Annotated in this window: 18 protein-coding genes and 1 pseudogene; 9 read left to right on the top strand and 10 right to left on the bottom strand. The window is 56.8% G+C overall.

Translation table 11 applies throughout. From position 1 onward, the window contains the following. Window positions 1–9: 9 nt before the first annotated feature. Both ABWO67_RS06975 and ABWO67_RS06970 read left to right on the top strand, forming a co-directional pair. A complete protein-coding gene (locus tag ABWO67_RS06975) occupies window positions 10–1,242 on the top strand; it encodes a muropeptide transporter (protein WP_353149471.1) in 1,233 nt (410 codons plus the stop codon). Between the two features lie 2 nt (window positions 1,243–1,244). Beyond that, the gene (locus ABWO67_RS06970) at window positions 1,245–1,859 is read left to right on the top strand and encodes a trimeric intracellular cation channel family protein (protein WP_353149468.1); all 615 of its coding nucleotides are present in this window, start codon (window positions 1,245–1,247) and stop codon (window positions 1,857–1,859) included. On the opposite strand, the gene ABWO67_RS06965 is transcribed toward ABWO67_RS06970, so the two are convergent. The 7 genes from ABWO67_RS06965 to ABWO67_RS06935 all read right to left on the bottom strand — a co-directional run bounded on the left by ABWO67_RS06965 (window position 1,856) and on the right by ABWO67_RS06935 (window position 7,810). Further along, window positions 1,856–2,815, bottom strand: coding sequence for a 3-hydroxyacyl-CoA dehydrogenase family protein (locus tag ABWO67_RS06965; RefSeq protein ID WP_353149465.1), 960 nt, complete (start codon window positions 2,813–2,815; stop codon window positions 1,856–1,858). The two genes, ABWO67_RS06970 and ABWO67_RS06965, sit on opposite strands and share 4 nt — an antisense overlap. 41 nt (window positions 2,816–2,856) lie before the next feature. Further along, window positions 2,857–3,672: a PhzF family phenazine biosynthesis protein gene (locus ABWO67_RS06960; RefSeq protein ID WP_353149462.1), complete on the bottom strand. Its 816-nt coding sequence runs from the start codon at window positions 3,670–3,672 to the stop codon at window positions 2,857–2,859. 108 nt (window positions 3,673–3,780) lie between these two features. Beyond that, complete coding sequence (locus ABWO67_RS06955) at window positions 3,781–4,161, bottom strand: RNA-binding S4 domain-containing protein (RefSeq protein WP_353149515.1); 381 nt, start codon at window positions 4,159–4,161, stop codon at window positions 3,781–3,783. A gap of 65 nt (window positions 4,162–4,226) precedes the next feature. Then, a complete protein-coding gene (locus ABWO67_RS06950) occupies window positions 4,227–5,717 on the bottom strand; it encodes a SulP family inorganic anion transporter (RefSeq protein WP_353149459.1) in 1,491 nt (496 codons plus the stop codon). Between the two features lie 10 nt (window positions 5,718–5,727). Continuing rightward, on the bottom strand, window positions 5,728–6,510 hold the full coding sequence (locus ABWO67_RS06945; RefSeq protein ID WP_353149457.1) for an exodeoxyribonuclease III: 783 nt from the start codon (window positions 6,508–6,510) through the stop codon (window positions 5,728–5,730). A gap of 33 nt (window positions 6,511–6,543) precedes the next feature. Continuing rightward, entirely contained in the window at window positions 6,544–7,341 is a 798-nt protein-coding gene (locus tag ABWO67_RS06940) for a DODA-type extradiol aromatic ring-opening family dioxygenase (protein WP_353149454.1), read from the bottom strand. A 61-nt stretch (window positions 7,342–7,402) separates the two neighbouring features. After that, the gene (locus tag ABWO67_RS06935; RefSeq protein WP_353149451.1) at window positions 7,403–7,810 is read right to left on the bottom strand and encodes a DoxX family protein; all 408 of its coding nucleotides are present in this window, start codon (window positions 7,808–7,810) and stop codon (window positions 7,403–7,405) included. A 188-nt stretch (window positions 7,811–7,998) separates the two neighbouring features. Between ABWO67_RS06935 and ABWO67_RS06930 the strand changes: the two genes are divergently transcribed. Further along, window positions 7,999–8,889, top strand: coding sequence for a LysR family transcriptional regulator (locus tag ABWO67_RS06930; RefSeq protein WP_353149448.1), 891 nt, complete (start codon window positions 7,999–8,001; stop codon window positions 8,887–8,889). Window positions 8,890–8,926: 37 nt separating this feature from the next. Continuing rightward, the gene (gene pyrE / locus ABWO67_RS06925; RefSeq protein WP_353149445.1) at window positions 8,927–9,598 is read left to right on the top strand and encodes an orotate phosphoribosyltransferase; all 672 of its coding nucleotides are present in this window, start codon (window positions 8,927–8,929) and stop codon (window positions 9,596–9,598) included. A 56-nt stretch (window positions 9,599–9,654) separates the two neighbouring features. Here pyrE and gatB read toward each other — a convergent pair whose 3' ends face one another. From gatB to gatC, 3 genes are read right to left on the bottom strand one after another with little or no spacing between them, the layout of a single operon-like run. Then, window positions 9,655–11,109 (bottom strand): Asp-tRNA(Asn)/Glu-tRNA(Gln) amidotransferase subunit GatB, encoded by a 1,455-nt coding sequence (gene gatB, locus ABWO67_RS06920; RefSeq protein ID WP_353149443.1) that lies wholly within the window; start codon window positions 11,107–11,109, stop codon window positions 9,655–9,657. Beyond that, complete coding sequence (gene gatA, locus ABWO67_RS06915; protein ID WP_353149440.1) at window positions 11,109–12,641, bottom strand: Asp-tRNA(Asn)/Glu-tRNA(Gln) amidotransferase subunit GatA; 1,533 nt, start codon at window positions 12,639–12,641, stop codon at window positions 11,109–11,111. The genes gatB and gatA overlap by 1 nt, the downstream gene beginning before the upstream one ends. 3 nt (window positions 12,642–12,644) lie before the next feature. After that, on the bottom strand, window positions 12,645–12,953 hold the full coding sequence (gene gatC, locus ABWO67_RS06910; RefSeq protein ID WP_353149437.1) for an Asp-tRNA(Asn)/Glu-tRNA(Gln) amidotransferase subunit GatC: 309 nt from the start codon (window positions 12,951–12,953) through the stop codon (window positions 12,645–12,647). Window positions 12,954–13,182: 229 nt separating this feature from the next. Here gatC and ABWO67_RS06905 point away from each other — a divergent pair, with 229 nt between their 5' ends. The 5 genes and pseudogenes from ABWO67_RS06905 to ABWO67_RS06885 form a co-directional block, all read left to right on the top strand. Continuing rightward, window positions 13,183–14,226, top strand: coding sequence for a rod shape-determining protein (locus ABWO67_RS06905; RefSeq protein ID WP_132636319.1), 1,044 nt, complete (start codon window positions 13,183–13,185; stop codon window positions 14,224–14,226). Between the two features lie 74 nt (window positions 14,227–14,300). Then, on the top strand, window positions 14,301–15,191 hold the full coding sequence (gene mreC / locus ABWO67_RS06900; protein ID WP_353149435.1) for a rod shape-determining protein MreC: 891 nt from the start codon (window positions 14,301–14,303) through the stop codon (window positions 15,189–15,191). Then, window positions 15,169–15,747 carry a rod shape-determining protein MreD gene (gene mreD, locus ABWO67_RS06895; RefSeq protein ID WP_353149432.1) on the top strand — a complete coding sequence of 193 codons (579 nt, stop codon included), beginning with the start codon at window positions 15,169–15,171 and terminating at the stop codon, window positions 15,745–15,747. Before mreC ends, mreD begins: the two co-directional genes overlap by 23 nt. Window positions 15,748–15,774: 27 nt before the next feature. Continuing rightward, entirely contained in the window at window positions 15,775–17,811 is a 2,037-nt protein-coding gene (gene mrdA, locus ABWO67_RS06890) for a penicillin-binding protein 2 (protein WP_353149429.1), read from the top strand. After that, window positions 17,808–17,952 (top strand): annotated as a pseudogene (locus ABWO67_RS06885) (rod shape-determining protein RodA); the annotation flags it as partial. The gene mrdA and the pseudogene ABWO67_RS06885, both read left to right, overlap by 4 nt.

Genomic DNA, 17,952 nt, shown 5'->3' with positions numbered 1-17,952 from the left:
ATCGCTTCGTTGACCCACGTTTATGCCAGCCCCCGAGTTATTCCCCTTCTAGTGCTGGGTTTTGCAAGCGGGCTTCCGCTTGCACTGACAGGCGGGACATTGCAGGCTTGGGCTACGCTGTCCGGGGTGTCGTTGCAGAACATAGGTTTTCTGACATTGATTGGGTCGGCCTATACCCTGAAGTTTTTGTGGGCCCCTTTGGTGGATCGCTATGCGCCGCCAGTGCTGGGGCGCCGCCGTAGCTGGATCTTCTTTTCCCAGATTCTTCTGGGGGTGTCCATCGCCGCGATGGGGCTCTATTCTCCTTCCGACAGTCTGATGATGCTCGCGTTGCTGGCGGTCTTCGTGGCCTTTTTGTCGGCAACGCAAGACATTGCATTCGACGCTTATAGCACTGACGTGTTGCGCAAGGAAGAACGTGCCGCAGGGGCTGCAGTCAAGGTGCTGGGATATCGTCTGGCCATGATCGTGTCGGGGGGCTTGGCGCTGGTGCTTGCCGATCAATGGTTGGGGTGGAGCAACACGTACTTCGTCATGGGCGGTTTGATGGCGTTATGCGCCGTCGCCACCGCGATTGCGCCGGAGCCCGAGGTGGTCGCCCGGCCGCCACGGTCGTTGGCCATCGCCGTGGTCGAGCCTTTGGTCGAGTTTTTTAAACGCCCTGGCGCCTTGAGCATATTGTTGTTGATTGTCTTGTACAAGTTGGGCGATGCCTTTGCCGGCGCCTTGTCTACCACGTTCCTGCTGCGCGGTGCCGGTTTTACCGGTACCGAAGTCGGCACTGTGAATAAGGTGTTCGGTTTGGCAGCGACCATTGTGGGCGCGCTGGCGGGCGGTGCGTTCATGACGCGACTTGGTTTGTACCGATCGTTGATGCTGTTTGGCCTACTGCAGGCCATATCCAATTTCGGCTATTGGGTGCTGGCAGTGACGCCTGCGCATATTTATTCGATGGCGCTGGTGGTAGGCATCGAGAATCTTTGCGGCGGACTGGGTACGGCGGCATTCGTTGCGTTGTTGATGGCGTTGTGCAAACAGCAATTTTCCGCCACGCAGTTTGCGTTGCTGTCGGCGTTGTCGGCAGTGGGGCGTACTTACCTTGCAGGGCCGCTTACTCCTCCCTTGGTCGAGTCCTTGGGCTGGCCGGGCTTCTTTGTGATCACCGTCGTTATTGGTCTTCCGGGCTTGCTGTTGCTACGTATGCGCCGCGCCGAGATCGATAGCCTGGAAAGGACGCGCTGACGATGTTGCTGGCTTTGTATCTGGTGGCTATCACCGCCGAAGCAATGACGGCGGCATTGGCGGCGGGCCGCCGCGATATGGACTGGGTCGGCGTATGCATTATTGCCTGTGTGACGGCACTGGGCGGTGGTTCGGTGCGCGACGTGCTGCTAGGCCATTACCCGCTGACCTGGGTAATACATCCCGAGTATTTATGGATTACAGCAGGGGCGGCGTTGCTTACCGCTATTGCCGCGCCCGTCATGCGCCGCTTGCATCGCTTGTTCCTTTTTCTTGATGCATTGGGGCTGGTGGTTTTTACCGTCATCGGCTGCCAGATTGCGTTGCAAATGCAGTTGCCCATTACGGTGGTGCTGATCAGCGGCATGGTTACGGGCTGCGCCGGCGGCATATTGCGCGATATTTTGTGCAACGATATTCCTTTGCTGCTGCGCAAAGAGCTATACGCCAGCGTGTCGGTGCTTACCGGCGGCCTGTTCATAGGCGCACAACATTTCGGAGCCGATCTGAATATATCGATGATCGCTTCGATGTTGGCCGGGCTGGCGTTGCGACTACTGGCGTTGCGTTTTAACTGGCAAATGCCCAAGTTTGTTTATCGGGATGAGTGGCGTTAAGGCTCGATCTTCGGCAAATCTTCCGATAAAATTTCCAGCCCGGCCCTAAGCGCCTTGTTGTAGCGTTGCCGCTCCACTGCAATATTTGCTTCCGACCATTCGTAAAAGCCTTTGCCCGATTTCATGCCGATGGTGCCGTTTTTCGGTTTGTCGGCCAGTATCGGCGGCGGCGTTGGCGTGTTGGATAGCGTCGGGTAAATCGTTGCGGCAGCGGCGGCGTGGACATCGAGTCCGGCGTGCTCTTTCTGCATGATGGGGCCGGCGGCCAGATAACGGAAACCAAAGCCAAAGCGCACTGCCGCGTCGATGTCTTCGGGCGTTGCGATACCTTCCTGTATCAATGAAAACGCTTCACGACCCAATGCATGCTGCAGGCGGTTGGCGATAAAGCCGGGTACGTCCTTGCGAACCATGATGGGGACGGAGCCGCAACGCCGCATGAAGGCGGCGAGCGCATCGGCGATGGCAGGATCGGTATCAGGGCCAAGTACGACTTCTGCCAAGGGCACAATATGTGCCGGCATGAAAAAGTGCAGTCCCAGCATACGTTCGCGAGTGGGCAGGTCTTCGGCGATCTGGCTGATAGGGAAGCTGGAGCTGTTGCTGGCCAGGATCACATGGGCTGGCGCCTTGTCGGCGAGCGCTTTGAATAGCTGCCGCTTGATATCGAGTACTTCGGGCACGCATTCAATCATCAGGTCGATGCCGGACCAGTCCAGATCATCGATGCCGGCGGCGATTTGCAATAGCTCGATATTGTCGGGTTTGCTGATGGCCTGAAGGTTGGCCAAGACTTTCTGATGGATGCCGGCGTGCTGATCCTGCCTGGGTTCGATAATGAATGTCTTGCAGTGGGCGCGTAGCAAGACGACAGCAACGTCCGCGCCCATGGTTCCACCACCTACTACTACCGCGCGCGAGGCCGACGGGGCGCCTAATCCAATTGCTTGCTTCATGTTTTAACCTTTTCGTGTAAATGACCGTTATCGTACCTGGATCATGGCTCAGGTTGGCTTGCTGCGGGAATGTCGAGCGTGCCTTCCATGTATTGAACAGCCGACCCGGAAATATAGACGCGATCGTTCTCTACGCGACAATGCAGCAGCCCGCTGCGTTGTGATGCTTGTAGCGCCACCAGACTGGATTTTTTTAGTTTATGCGCCCAGAAAGGTGCAAGGCCGGCGTGTATTGAGCCTGTGACGGGGTCTTCTTCGCCGCCATTGGCAGGCCAGAAGTACCGCGAAACAAAGTCATGGCGCTCGCCGGGGGCCGTGACGACGACGTCCAGCGGGCCGAGCTGGATTAGCTGTTGCAGTTGGGGTACGACAGACCTGACTTCTTGTTCGCTTTCGTAAACCGCAAAGTAGGCTTGCTGATTTTTCAGTACTTCTTTGGGGCGAATGGACAAGCCTTCCAGCAGGCAGGCAGGTATGGCTTCCACAGGTTCGGGCAGGCGTTGCGGAAAGCTCATTTCTATCGAACCGTCTTGCAGCAGGATAACTGCCAGGCTTCCGACTGCTTTTGCCGAGAAACGGATGGCGGTCAGATTCTTATTGTTCTTGAATATGACAAATGCGCTGGCAAGCGTTGCATGCCCGCAAAAGTCGATTTCCTTGAGCGGGGAAAACCAGCGTATTTGATATGCGCCATCAGGATCACGAACAAAGAATGCGGTTTCCGAGAGATTGTTTTCAGTGGCGATCGACTGCATGACAGAGTCCGGCAACCAGTTATCGAGCGGGACGACAGCAGCATAGTTGCCTTTGAAAACTTGATCGGTAAAGGCGTCGATTTGGTAGATCGGGAGTTTCATGTGGGAAGCGATACGGTGATTGTGTTTGAACATTATCCACGCAAGGCATTAGATGGCGCCAGTCCTTAGTCACGATTCCGAAAATATCGAAGAGAAGGGCGGTGCCAGTTATTTCCCTCGTACGAGATCGATTTGCCGCCGGTCGCGTTTGGTCGGGCGTCCTGCGGTAAAGTCGTGGGCGGGCTCGGGGGCCAGGCGCCGCATTTCCGCTGCGTGTTCACGCGCGGCTATGCTTTCGACTGTTTCTTCGTAAAGCAGACGCGCCACCGGCGCCGGCCCGCGTACGCTGCTTACCGCAAGCACGCGAACGTGGACGGCGGGATCTTCCTTCCGAATGCTGACCAGATCCTCTTTGGTGACTTCACGAGACGGCTTGGCAGATTGACCATTCACAAGTATCCGGCCCTGGCCGATTTCGGCGGCAGCCAGGCTTCGGGTCTTATAGAAGCGGGCGGCCCAAAGCCATTTGTCGAGTCGGATCTTTTCCATCATGCACATCCCTTATTAGGTGTGATCATTATCACTGCGGCCCATGCCAAGTTCGCTGCACAAGCTTACTGCGCTTTCGCGAAATCGAGGCCAACTTGTTGCAGCAAGTGCTTGTTTCGTTCCGACAAGTTGGTGACTTGCAGTGGCTTGCCTGCCTTGGTGTAACGCTGATATAGACCTTCCAGCGCAGCAATGGCCGAATGGTCTGCCAGGTGCAGGTTGCGACAGTCCAGCGTCACGCGCTCGGGGTCTTTGATCGGGTCAAAGAGTTCCAGAAAGCGTGTTGTCGATGCAAAAAACAAGGTGCCGCGAGGAGTGTAGGTTTTTGCGCCCGGATGCTCGATATCAATATCTGTATCGATTTCGCGGGCATGCTGCCAGGCGAAGTTCAATGCGGCGAACACGATGCCGCAAAGCACGGCCACGGCCAGATCCGAGAATACGGTGATAACGGTCACCGCGATGATCACCACGGCATCGTTGCGGGGGACTTTTCCCAGTACCCGCAGCGATCCCCAGGCAAAGGTCTGTTGGGCCACGACCAACATGACGCCTACGAGCGCCGCCAGCGGGATGCGCTCGATCAGGGGTGACAGGAACAGGATGAACAGCAAAATCATGACGCCACTGGTAACCCCGGACAGCCGCGAGCGGCCGCCAGAGCTGAGGTTGATCATGGTTTGCCCGATCATGGCGCAGCCACCCATGCCGCCAAACAGGCCCGAGGTTACGTTGGCGGCGCCAAGTACCACGCACTCTCGATTGGGTTGACCCTGAGTCTCGGTTATTTCGTCGGTCAGGTTGAATGTGAGCAAGGTTTCCAACAAGCCAACAATGGCTATCAGCACCGAATAGGGCAGGATGATGTGCAGTGTTTCCAGAGTGAAGGGCACTAGCGGCAACTGGAAACTGGGCAAGCCGCCGGCAATATGCGCCATATCGCCAAGTGTACGGGTCGGCAATTGCAACAGCTGAGCAAGCAACCCAACGCCGATGATCGCTACCAGCGCTGGCGGAACCGCGCGGGTCAATCGTGGGAGCAAGTAGACAATGCCCATGGTCAGCGCCACCAGCGCGCCCATTACATATAGTGCGCTACCTGACAGCCATTGCTCGCCGTCGTTCGTGAACTGCTTGAAATGCGCCAACTGGGACATGGCGATGATGACAGCCAGTCCATTGACGAAACCTAGCATCACCGGGTGGGGCACCATGCGGATGAGCTTGCCTAGGCGGAACGCACCAAATAGCATCATCAATATGCCACTAAGCACTACCGTAGCCAGCAGGTATTGCACGCCGTGCTGCACCACCAGGGCAACGATGACGACAGCCATGGAACCCGCTGCGCCGGAAATCATGCCGGGACGCCCGCCAAACAGGGCCGTGAGTGTGCAGATGATGAAGGCGCCATATAAGCCCATCAGCGGGTTAAGCTGGGCAACAAGGGCAAAAGCGATACATTCGGGAACAAGGGCGAACGACGAGGTCAGGCCCGCCAGCACGTTGTTTCGAATATCAACGCGCCGGCTTATGCCGGGGGAATCAGTTTTCATGCAGAACGCGCTAGGCGCCCCAGTTGTAGTCTATGGTCAGGGGCGCGTGATCGCTAAAGCGCTGGTCTTTATAAATGGAAGCGGCCGTAGCTGTCGCGGCAATATCTTTTGTGGCGATTTGATAGTCAATGCGCCAACCGACGTTATTAGCCCATGCCTGGCCCCGGTTGCTCCACCACGTATAGGCTTCGCCTGTCGTATCGGGGTACAGGCAGCGATATACGTCCATCCAGCCTATCTCGTCGATGACACGCGTCAGCCACGCACGTTCTTCAGGCAGGAAGCCGCTGTTCTTCTGGTTGCTTTTCCAGTTCTTCAGGTCGATTTCCTTGTGGGCGATGTTCCAGTCACCGCACAGAATGACTTGACGTCCACACTTGGCCAATTCTTCAAGATGCTTGAAGAAGTGATCCAGAAAGACATACTTGGCCGCTTGGCGGTGGTCGCCGCTGGAGCCAGAAGGCAGATACAGGGAAATGATCGACAGGTTTTCGTATACCAGCTCCAGATACCGGCCTTCGGCGTCTATCTCGGGTACGCCCAGGCCTTCGATAACCTGCAACGGCTGGGTGCGGGCATAGACCCCGACACCGCTATAGCCCTTTTTCTCGGCGTAGTGGAAATACCCGTAATACCCCGACGGATTCAGCATGTCGGCCGTCATATTGTCGGCCTGGGCTTTGAGTTCCTGCATGCAAATGAAGTCGGCACCCTGGGTGGCAATCCAGTCCAGGAAGCCTTTGCTGACGGCTGAACGGATGCCGTTCAAGTTGGCTGATATTACGCGTAGCATGGTATTTCTCTTAAATCTGATCAACCTAAGACTTTAACCGAAGCGGAAGCTGGATGCTGTAATGCCTGCGAAGGCCTGGCTTTCATGATAAATACAGGTCACGTCTTCGTTTTCAGCAGCGCCTGCGGCGACCATGAGTGGAATCAAATGGTCTTCGCGAGGGTGAGCCAGGCGGGCCGCGGGGGCGGCTTCCCAGCGCTCAAGCAATGCGCCGCGCTGTTCCGGTGGAGAATGCAGCAAAACTTGCTGTAGCCAGGCATCGAACTGTGCCGATGCGGCCGATCCGCCGCCGTAGATTTGCCGCAGGTTATGGTAGCTAAGACCACTGCCCAGGATTAGCACGCCTTCTTCACGCAAGGGCGCCAGGGCTCGGCCCAGCGCCAGATGCAACGCTGGGTCGTAGCCGGCGTCGATGGAAAGCTGGATCATGGGCACGTCGGCTTCCGGGTACATGACGAACGCAGGCACGAAGGCGCCGTGGTCAAAACCTCGAGCGGCGTCGGCACTGGTTGGCAGTCCTGCGCCGGTCAGCAGTTCTTGTACGCGCTGGGCAAGCTCAGGCGAACCTGGCGCCGGATATTGAATCTGGTAAGTATGTTCCGGAAAGCCATAATAGTCATACAGCATGGGAGGCTGGGGGTGGGTTGTAACGCCGAATGCGCCCCGTGTTTCCCAGTGTGCCGAGACCATGAGAATGGCTTTGGGCTTGTCGTTTAGCTGTTTGGGGATGTCGGCCAGCGAAGCGGCCAGCGTAGCGTTGCTGGCCTGCATGGCGGGTATATACGGCCAAGGGCCGCCGCCGTGGGATATAAAGTAAACAGGCAGTTTCATAATGGAATTCTTTTAACCCGGCCCGAAGGCCGGGGGATGAAGCTTGGGCGTGGCGGCAGATCTAGTTCGATTTGCTGCGCAATGCGTCGATGCTCCAAGGGCCGGGACCGGCAACGAAAATGTAGAAGAAGATAAAGCAGAATAGGACTGCGGCTTCACCGCTGTTCATCACTGGGAAAAAGAACATACCCTTGGTTGCCACATGACCCATGAAATAGGCGGCAGCGGTAAACCCAGATGCGATGAATGCGGCGCCGCGGGTGAACAGACCGATGATGAGCAGGCCGCCGGCAATCAGTTCGATGAGTCCGGCAACACCCATTAGTGAGAAGATTTGCAGGTTTTCGATGGCGGGTCCTGGCATGCCAAAGTATTTGCTGGTCCCGTGCCATATCAGGCAGTAACCAGCAACAATGCGCAAAATACTTAGTACGCGTGGTGTCCAGATGGTGCAAGAGTTCGTCGTCATAGTGATCCCGTAGGTGTGATGTTGCGTTGAAAAGTGTTCTAAGGGTGAAGCTGCCTAAACCGAATCGTGCCGCGATATGGGCCTTACGTCTACCAAGAGGTCAATGATTTACAGTAAGAAAGTTTAATAGAATAATGGTAAGAAAGATACGTTGTTATTATTAACGATTCATTTCCTATTGGGAATCAATGGATACGCTTCTTAGCCTACGAGTTTTCTGTGAAATCGCCGATGCAGGCAGCTTTGTGGCGGCTGCTGAGCGGCTTTCGTTGTCGGCCCCTATGGTCAGCAAGCACATGGCGCATCTTGAGCGTGAGCTGGGGGCCCGGCTGCTGAATCGCACCAGTCGCCGCGTCAGCCTGACCGAGGCTGGCACTTTGTATTACGAACAATGCCGGGGTGCGCTGGATATGCTCGAGCTTGCAGCAGCGGCCATTGGCAGCAGCGCGGAGGCGCCCAGAGGCAGTTTGAAGGTGACGGCGCCAGTATGGTTTGCGAACCCGCGCATTGTTGATGTCTTGGCGGCATATCAACAAAAGTATCCCGACGTGGTGCTGGATTTGCGGTTTTCGAACCGGAAAGTGGATTTGGCTGCGGAAGGGTACGACCTGGCGTTGCGGGTTACCCGCGATCCATCGCCCCACTTGATTGTGCGGAAAATTTGCACTATTCAGTTTTACCTGGTGGCAGCGCCTGCTTACTTCGCGCGCTTTGGTGTGCCAGAAAACATACCCGCCCTTGCCAATTATGGCGGTATTCTGCCTAGCTATCTTAGTACCGAGGGCTTCGAATTCGAAGGCCCCAAGGGTAAAGTGCTTATCCGCCTGGCTCCCGTGATGAGGTCGGACGATTCGACGTATTCGTACCATGCCGTTCGTGCGGGCATAGGGATAGGCTTTTTGCCCGAGTGGCTGGTTGGCGAAGACTTGGCGTCGGGTCGCCTGGTCCAGGTGCTCCCGCAATACCATCAAGCGCCTCAGGAGCTGTATGCCACTTATATCAGCCGCAAGTACCTGACGCCCAAAGTACGCACTTTCATTGATTTTCTGACCGAGTCGCTGGGCGCCCCGGAGTTATGACCGATAATATCGTTTTTCCTTTTCCATTACCTGAATCATGACTGACTCATCCTACCGCACTGACTTCGTACGTTTTTCCCTGGACCAGGGCGTTTTAAAATTTGGTCAATTCAAAGTCAAGTCGGGGCGCATAAGCCCGTATTTCTTTAATGCGGGCTTGTTCAATTCTGGATTGTCAGTAGGGCGATTGGCGCAGTTTTATGCACAGGCGCTGGTGGATTCCGGGGTGGCTTTCGATATGCTGTTTGGTCCGGCTTACAAAGGGATTCCATTGTCGACAGCTACTTCGGTGGCGCTGGCCAACCATCCTGATATAGGCGGGCGCGATGTTCCCTTTGCGTTTAACCGTAAAGAAGCCAAAGACCATGGCGAGGGGGGCGTACTGGTTGGTGCTCCTTTGCAGGGCAAGGTCGTGATCATCGATGACGTGATCACCGCGGGTACATCGGTGCGCGAGTCAGTCGAAATTATTCGCCAGGCAGGCGCGGAGCCGGCCGCTGTCTTAATTGCTTTGGATCGGATGGAGCGCGCGGGCGCCGACGACGCATTGTCGGCGCATTCGGCGGTGCAGGATGTGGCCAGGACTTACGGAATTCCCGTTGTAAGCATTGCATCGCTGGACGACATCATGGGCTTGCTCGAAAACGATGCCCAGTTGGCTGAGCATCGTGAAGCAGTGGCGGCTTATCGGGCGAAGTACGGGGTGTGATTGTAGTAGGCCGGATTAGTACCGTAGTTGTGTAATCCGGCTAGACCTACCCGCCTTTATCCCAGCTTTTCCTTCAGCAAATCATTCACCTGCTGCGGGTTGGCCTTCCCTTTGGCGGCTTTCATGACCTGCCCGACCAGCGAGTTGAAAGCTTTTTGCTTGCCGGCGTGGAATTCCTCGACGATAGCGGGGTTGGCCGCCAAGACCTCGTCTATCATTGCGCCGATTGCGCCGCTGTCGCTGATTTGCTTCAGGCCGCGGGCTTCGATGATGGCATCCGGATCGCCGCCGTGTTCGCCAGCCCACATTGCTGTAAAGACATCGCGCGCCATTTTGTTGGAAATGGTGCCGTCGATAATGCGAGCGACCAGCGCAGCTAGCGAGTCTGGCTGGATCGGGGCTTGGTCGATCTCGATTTCGTCGCGGTTGATCGCTGCCGAGAATTCGCCCAGCACCCAGTTGGCGGCCAGCTTGGCTTGGTTGGCAGGCAGCTTGCTTGCGACTGCTTCGAAATAATTAGAGGTGGCGCGATTGGTCGTCAGTTGGGCAGCATCGTAGCCGCTAAGGCCGAGATCCTGCTCGAAGCGATGGCGCTTTTGGGCGGGAAGCTCGGGCATCGTGTCTTGCACCGCCGCCACCCAGTCGGGCGAAATAATGAGCGGGGGCAGATCGGGATCGGGGAAATAGCGGTAGTCGTGCGCGTCTTCTTTGCTGCGCATGCTGCGGGTTTCGTCGCGTTCCGAGTCGTACAGGCGGGTTTCTTGCACCACCTTGCCGCCGTCTTCGATGAGTTCGATCTGGCGACGCACTTCATACTGTATGGCGCGTTCCAGGAACCGGAAGGAGTTGACGTTCTTGACTTCGCTGCGAGTGCCGAGCTCTTGCTGGCCCTTGGGGCGTACCGATACGTTGGCATCGATGCGGAATGAGCCTTCCTGCATATTGCCATCGCAAATTCCCAGCCACACGACCAAGCCGTGCAAGGCGCGGGCATAGGCGACGGCTTCGGCCGCCGAGCGCATTTCGGGTTCGGATACGATTTCCAGCAAGGGTGTGCCGGCGCGGTTAAGGTCGATGCCTGTCGATGATTCGCCATGCGGGCCAGTGAAGTCTTCGTGCAGGGATTTGCCTGCGTCCTCTTCAAGATGAGCCCGGGTCAGGTTGATGGTTTTTTCTTCATCGCCCACGAAAAAGCTGATGGTGCCGCCCTGTACCACGGGTATTTCGAACTGGCTGATCTGGTAGTTTTTTGGCAGGTCGGGGTAGAAGTAGTTTTTACGAGCAAAGATCGAACGCGGCGCAATATGGGCGCCGACAGCCAGTCCGAACTGAATGGCGCGCTCGACGGCGCCTTTGTTCATGACAGGCAATGTGCCGGGCAGCGCCATGTCGACTTCGTTGGCCTGCGTATTTGGGGCCGCGCCGAATCGGGTGCTGCTGTTAGAAAAAATCTTGGATTCGGTGGAAAGCTGCGTGTGCGTTTCCAGCCCGATGACGATTTCCCATTCCATTATTTTTGTCCTGGTGTGCGTTGGTGCCAATCGGTAACTTGCTGGAAGCGGTCGGCAATAGCCAACAGGCGTCCTTCGCTAAAGTAGTTGCCAATGATTTGCAGCCCAATGGGCAGGGGCCGCTGGGGGCTGCCGAAACCGCAGGGTATAGACATGGCGGGCAGCCCGGCCAGGCTGACGCCCAAAGTGTAGACATCGGCCAGCCAATCGGCGGTCGGATCTTCCCGGTTGTCGCCGATATGTTTGGCGACAGTCGGCGTAACCGGCCCCATGATGACGTCGCACTGATGCGAGAAGGCCTGCTGGAAGTCGTTTACGATCATGCGGCGAACACGTTGCGCCTGCAAGTAGTAGGCGTCGTAGTAGCCATGGGATAGCACATAGGTGCCGACCATGATGCGGCGCAGAACTTCGGGGCCGAAGCCTTCAGTACGCGAGCGGCTGGTCATTTCGGCCAGGTCGCGGTACTGTGCGGCGCGGTGCCCATAGCGAACCCCGTCGTAACGCGACAAGTTGCTGGACGCTTCGGCCGGCGCAATGACGTAATAGGTAGGTATGGAGAGTTCGGTTCGCGGCAGTGAAATGCTGACCCGTAGCGCGCCCAGCGTTTCAAAGGTTTGCAATGCCGCTTCGACCGCCGCAGCCACGTCGCTGGCCAGACCGCCGTTGAAGAATTCAGTGGGCACGCCGATACGCAGGCCTGCCAATGGTTTGCCGCCGCCGGCATTTTGCGACTGGATGGTGGCGTTGAAGTCGGCGCGTATGCGACCCGGCGCGTTTTCTATGCCGTCGCAAGTTTCAAGGCTGGTCGAATCGCGTGGGTCGAAGCCGCTCATGGTGTCCAGCAGTTCGAGCAAGTCTTTCGCATGCCGCGCAATGGGGCCCGCTTGGTCCAGGCTGGATCCGTAGGCGATCATGCCGAAGCGCGACACAGTGCCGTAGGTGGGTTTGATGCCGCTGACACCGCACAGGGCAGCGGGCTGACGCACGGAACCGCCGGTATCGGTGCCCGTTGCCGCCATGACCAGGCCTGCTGCGACGGCTGCGGCTGATCCGCCCGAAGACCCGCCCGGAACAGCGGTAAGATCCCAGGGGTTCTTGGTGGGGCCAAAGGCCGAGTTCTCGTTGCCCGAGCCCATGGCGAACTCATCGCAGTTCAACTTGCCCAGGGATACGGCGCCGGCTTGTTGCAGACGGCTTACCACGGTTGCGTCGAACGGACTGATGTAGCCCGCCAGCATTTTGCTGGCGGCAGTCGTGCGCCAGCCTTGGGTAGTAAATACATCTTTGTGCGCAATGGGAATGCCAGCCAGCGTGCCCGCTTGCCCGGACGCCAATAATTTATCGGCCGCATCGGCCTGAGCCAGGGTAAGCGCAGGGTCCACGTGAAGGAATGCATTCAGGTCGTTGCGGGCCTGGGCAGCATCAAGTGCGCTGGCAGCCAGTTCGCGCGCGCTGAGCTTGCGTTCTTGCAATGCGGTGCGCAAAGACTGGATGCTGTCGAATTCAGAATGTAGGGGTGTGCTTGACATGATTTACTCGATAACCGTTGGCACCAGGAACAGGCCCTCTTCCTCGGCGGGGGAATTTGCCATCAAGGCTTCGCGTTGGGCAATCGTGCCGCTGCTGTCGGCTGCATCGGCGCGCAGGCGCAGCGCGATGTCCTGGTGTGCCGCCAACGGATGGGCCATGGGCTCAATGCCTGTCGTGTCGACCGCCTGCAGTTTTTCGATCAGGGCCAGCATGCCGTCCAGATCGGTCTGGGCGCGGCTGGTTTCGTCGGGCGAAAGTTCTATACGTGCGAGCCGTGCGATACGGGCCACATCTTGCTGGGAAATTGCCATTGGTGTCTTAATCAAGAAAAAGCGTTCGGGACGAAATGTATAAGATTGCAACCGCTATTGGGTATACGGGTTACAGAACATAATATGCTGTTATTCGTCCTTATCAAGTGTCAATTATAAGTTATCATTGTCGGTTTAATTCGTCAGCCAATAATTGGCGCCCGCATTAGCGGTGGAAAAATTCTTCCGAATTAATTATTTTTATCAATTCTGATTTTACTGAGCGCCCATGTTCGGATTCCTGCGTAGTTATTTCTCCACCGATATGGCAATCGATCTCGGTACCGCCAATACTCTTATCTATGTTCGCGGCAAGGGTATCGTGCTGGACGAGCCTTCGGTTGTTGCCATTCGCCATGAAGGCGGCCCGAACGGCAAGAAAATAATTCAGGCGGTAGGGCGCGAGGCCAAGCAAATGCTGGGTCGTGTCCCGGGCAACATTGAAGCCATCCGGCCAATGAAAGACGGTGTCATTGCCGACTTTACTGTCACCGAGCAAATGCTCAAGCAATTCATACGCATGGTGCATCCACGCAGCATGTTTGCTCCCAGCCCGCGTATTATCGTGTGCGTTCCCTGCGGGTCTACCCAGGTCGAGCGCCGCGCCATTCGCGAGTCGGCATTGGGGGCAGGCGCCAGCCAGGTCTACCTGATCGAAGAGCCCATGGCTGCCGCTATCGGCGCTGGGCTGGCCGTTTCGGACGCCAGTGGTTCCATGGTGGTCGATATCGGTGGCGGTACTACCGAGGTAGCCATCATCTCGCTGGGCGGCATGGTCTACAAAGGCTCGGTGCGCGTAGGCGGCGATAAATTCGATGAGTCCATCATCAACTATATTCGCCGCAACTACGGCATGCTTATCGGCGAGCCTACCGCCGAGCTCATCAAAAAAGAAATCGGTTCCGCGTTTCCAGGTTCAGAAGTCCGTGAAATCGAAGTCAAGGGCCGTAACTTGTCCGAAGGGGTGCCGCGCAGTTTCACGGTATCTTCCAATGAAATTCTTGAGTCCCTGACCGATCCGCTCAACCAGATCGTGTCGGCAGTCAAGACCGCCCTGGAACAAACGCCTCCCGAATTGGGCGCCGACATCACTGACAAGGGTATTGCCTTGACCGGTGGCGGCGCCTTGCTGCACGATCTTGATCGCTTGCTTCAAGAAGAGACCGGTTTACCGGTCGTGGTTGCCGACGACCCCCTGACCTGCGTCGTGCGCGGCTGCGGCGAGGCACTTGAACACCTCGAACGTCTCGGTACCGTATTTATTTACGATTAAGTTTAGTTCAGTAAGGGTCGGGTGCCTCCTATTTATGTGCGCCGGGCAGATCAAGGCGCAAGTGCGACTATCCCATGCAAGAAAATGGCACGATCAGGCTATTCAAACGCGGTCCGACCGCTGAGTTCCGCCTGTTCGTGTTCATCGTGCTGGCCCTCAGCCTGCTTATCGTAGATGCCCGCTGGCGGGTGCTGGATCCTGCACGGCAAGCCATTTCAGTTGTCCTGTACCCGTTTCAACGGCTAATGCTTGCGCCGCGCGATGCAGTTGAGTTCGTCAATAACTGGGCCGATGCGGGTGCGCTGGCCCGGACTGAAAAAGAAGCGCTACAGCAGCAACGCATTGAGTTGGCCCAGATATCCACGCATGCCGCCCAATTGGCGGCCGAAAACGAACAACTTCGACGATTACTGAATGTCGCCGATGCTGTCGTGCAGCCATCCGTGGCGGTCGAGGTGTTCTATGAACCTCCCAACGCATTTTCACACCATCTTGTGTTCAATAAAGGGTCGTCCAGCGGCATTAGCCCCGGCATGCCTGTTATCGACGAAGGCGGTGTAGTAGGACAAATAGTGCGGGTTACGCCTTTCACCTCCGAGGCGGCGCTGCTGACCGATGACAAAGTGTCGATTCCGGTTCAGGTGCTGCGCAATGGGCTGCGACTGATTGCCTTTGGTGGTAATGTTTCCGGAAAGGTTGAAGTGCGCTACCTCACCGCCGACGTCGACCTTGAAGCCGGCGATACGCTGGTCACCAGCGGTATCGGCGGCTTGTTTCCATCCGGCCTGTCGGTCGCCAAAGTCGATCGTGTCGAACGCGACGTGACATCGGGGTTTGCCCTGGCAATTGCCGAGCCGTTGTCTCATCCCGAAAGACATCGTCATTTTCTGGTTCTGCGTGTCGATGTCTCGGCGTCGGAACCCAACCAAGAGGGTTCTCTGAATGGTTCGCAAGCCGGCAAGTAATACCCCGATGGCGGGGCAGCGGCGATCATCGCTGAGTTCCCTGCAGCCCATTGATAGTTCGCCATTCAAACGGCCTTCCAGTCCGCTATTTATCTGGATTACGCTGCTGCTGGTATGGCTTATTTCCCTGTTGCCGTGGCGAGTGTGGCAGCCCGCGCCCGACTTATTGCTTCTGGTCATTGCTTTCTGGTGCATGAACGAGCCGCATCGCGTGAATATGCTGGCGGCTTTTTGTTTCGGGTTACTCATGGATGTCCATGATGGCGGTTTGCTGGGCGAGCAGGCGCTTACTTATACGCTGGTTGCTTATGGTGCATTGTTGCTCAGTCGCCGGTTGCAGCGCTTTAATTCCATCGTCCAGGCGATACACATGATTCCTGTTTTCGTGCTGGCCGAAGCGGCGGCGCGGTTGTGCCATGCCTGGCTCGCAGGGGAATGGATGGGATGGCAGTGGCTATGGTCCGCACTGTTCACAGTGGCATTATGGCCGCTTGCGGATGTGCTGCTGCATATGCCCCAGCGGCGTCTCGATGAAACCGAATCGGGTTCGGCATAGCTGTGGCAACGCAATCTGACATCGCTTATGTTCGAGTTTAAGAAAACCACACATAACCAGAAGCGGCGTATTTTCATACGCGCCTGGACGGCTGGCATTCTGGCCTTGGCGCTTTTCCTGGCCCTGGTCGGTCGTCTATGGTATTTACAGGTGGTTCGCTACGAAGGCCTGGCTGCGCGCGCCGACCAGAACCGGATCGCAGTGGTTCCTATTCCACCGCGCCGAGGGGAAATCGTCGATCGCAACGGTGTGGTGCTTGCCCGAAATTATCGCGACTACACGCTGTCGGTCACACCTGCCCATGTCGAGACCAGTATTGATGACATGCTGAATTCGCTGGGGGAGCTGGTTTACCTGAGCCCCTCGGATCGCCGCCGGTTCATTCAGCACATGAACCAGAATGGGCGTTATACACCTGTGCTGCTGCGAAATAACTTGAACGGCACGGAGGCGTCCTGGTTTGCCGCACATTCCTACAAATTTCCCGGTGTCGAGCTAAGCGCCCGGTGGGTGCGGGAGTATCCCCAAGGCGAGTCGGCTGCGCATGTGCTGGGTTACGTGGGCCGGATTTCCGAGGGCGACCTTGCGAGGCTCGAAGAGGAAGGTCAACTGGGTAATTACCGTGGCAGCAATATTATTGGCAAGAAAGGGATAGAGAAAACCTGGGAAGATGCGCTGCATGGGCGTACCGGGATGGAAGAGGTCGAGGTAACCGCATCAGGGCGCCCGGTGCGTACCCTGAGCCGTATCGACCCCGTACCTGGCGCCAACCTGGTGTTGTCTATTGATATCGGCCTGCAAAAGGAAGCAGAAAAACTGTTTGCTGGAAGGCGGGGCGCTTTAGTTGCCATAGAGCCTAAAACAGGCGATGTGCTGGCGTTCGTATCGGCGCCGTCTTTTGACCCCAACCTTTTTATCGATGGTATTGATGTCGAAAGCTGGCGCAAACTGAATGAGTCGCCTGATCACCCGTTAATCAACCGGCCTCTTTATGGCACGTATCCCATAGGCTCGACCTACAAGCCTTTCGTTGGTCTGGCGGCGCTGGAATTAGGCAAGCGTACGGCAACGCAGCGCATCGGCGATCCCGGTTATTTCGAGTTTGGCGGTCAACGTTTTCGAAATGCAGGCGGCGCGGCTTATGGCCCCACCGATATGCATCGTGCACTTGTGGTTTCTTCAGACACCTACTTCTTTTCCCTGGGGCCCGAAATTGGCGTAAACGCCCTCCATGACTTCAGCAAGCAGTTTGGTTTTGGGCAGTTAACCGGGATCGACCTGGAAGGCGAGCGTCGCGGCGTATTACCTTCTACCGAATGGAAGCGCCAGGCTTACAAGAAACCTGCACAGCAGCGCTGGTACGCCGGGGAAACAGTTTCAGTGGCGGTGGGGCAGGGATACAACTCGTTCACCTTGCTGCAATTGGCTCAGGCCACAGCTGTGCTGGCCAACAACGGCACCTATATGAAGCCGCACCTGGTAAGCCTGGTGAAAAACCCTCAGACAAAAGAGGTAACCCCTACAGTAACTAAGCCGTCCTACGTCATACCTTTGAAGCCCGAGAATCTGGATGTCATCAGGCGAGCGATGGTGGATGTAATGCGTAAAGGAACGGCGCGCAGGGCGTTTGCCGGCGCAGGCTATCAGGCGGCAGGCAAAACTGGAACCGCGCAGGTATATAGCCTGAAAGGGGCGAAATACAATTCGGGCGCTATTGACGAACGCTTGCGCGATCATGCTTTGTTCATGGCGTATGCGCCCATGGAGGACCCTCAGATTGCGGTAGCATTGATTGTTGAAAATGGCGGCTGGGGGGCAACAGTGGCGGCGCCTGTGGCACGCACGGTATTTGATTACTGGCTCTCGCCAGAGCGCCTGGCCAATAACCGCAAACCTGATCTTATCGTTGCGGCCACAGAAGAGGCTGCCGGATCCGAGGTGTTGGAAGAAGGAGCCACTGGCGAGTCCATGGATGCCCTGGTGCGCCCTGAAGACCTTCCGGAACAGCAAGAGGAAGCCGCGCCTGAGTCTCCCTTAGGCATCCAATTAAGGAGTTCCCGATGAAGCGCCTTATGCGTTGGGTGCTCAAGGCGGTCACGGCATTCGACTGGCCGCTGCTGGCGCTAGTGATCTTGATGGCAGTGCTGGGTATGACCGTCATGCATTCCGCGGTGGGCGGTACCGACTGGCGTTTTGCAGATCAGT

The sequence above is a fragment of the Pollutimonas bauzanensis genome (assembly GCF_040393045.1).
Classification (GTDB): domain Bacteria; phylum Pseudomonadota; class Gammaproteobacteria; order Burkholderiales; family Burkholderiaceae_B; genus Pollutimonas; species Pollutimonas bauzanensis_A.
Note: the sequence above shows the minus strand (reverse complement) of the source record. Positions and strands in the feature narration are given on the sequence as shown.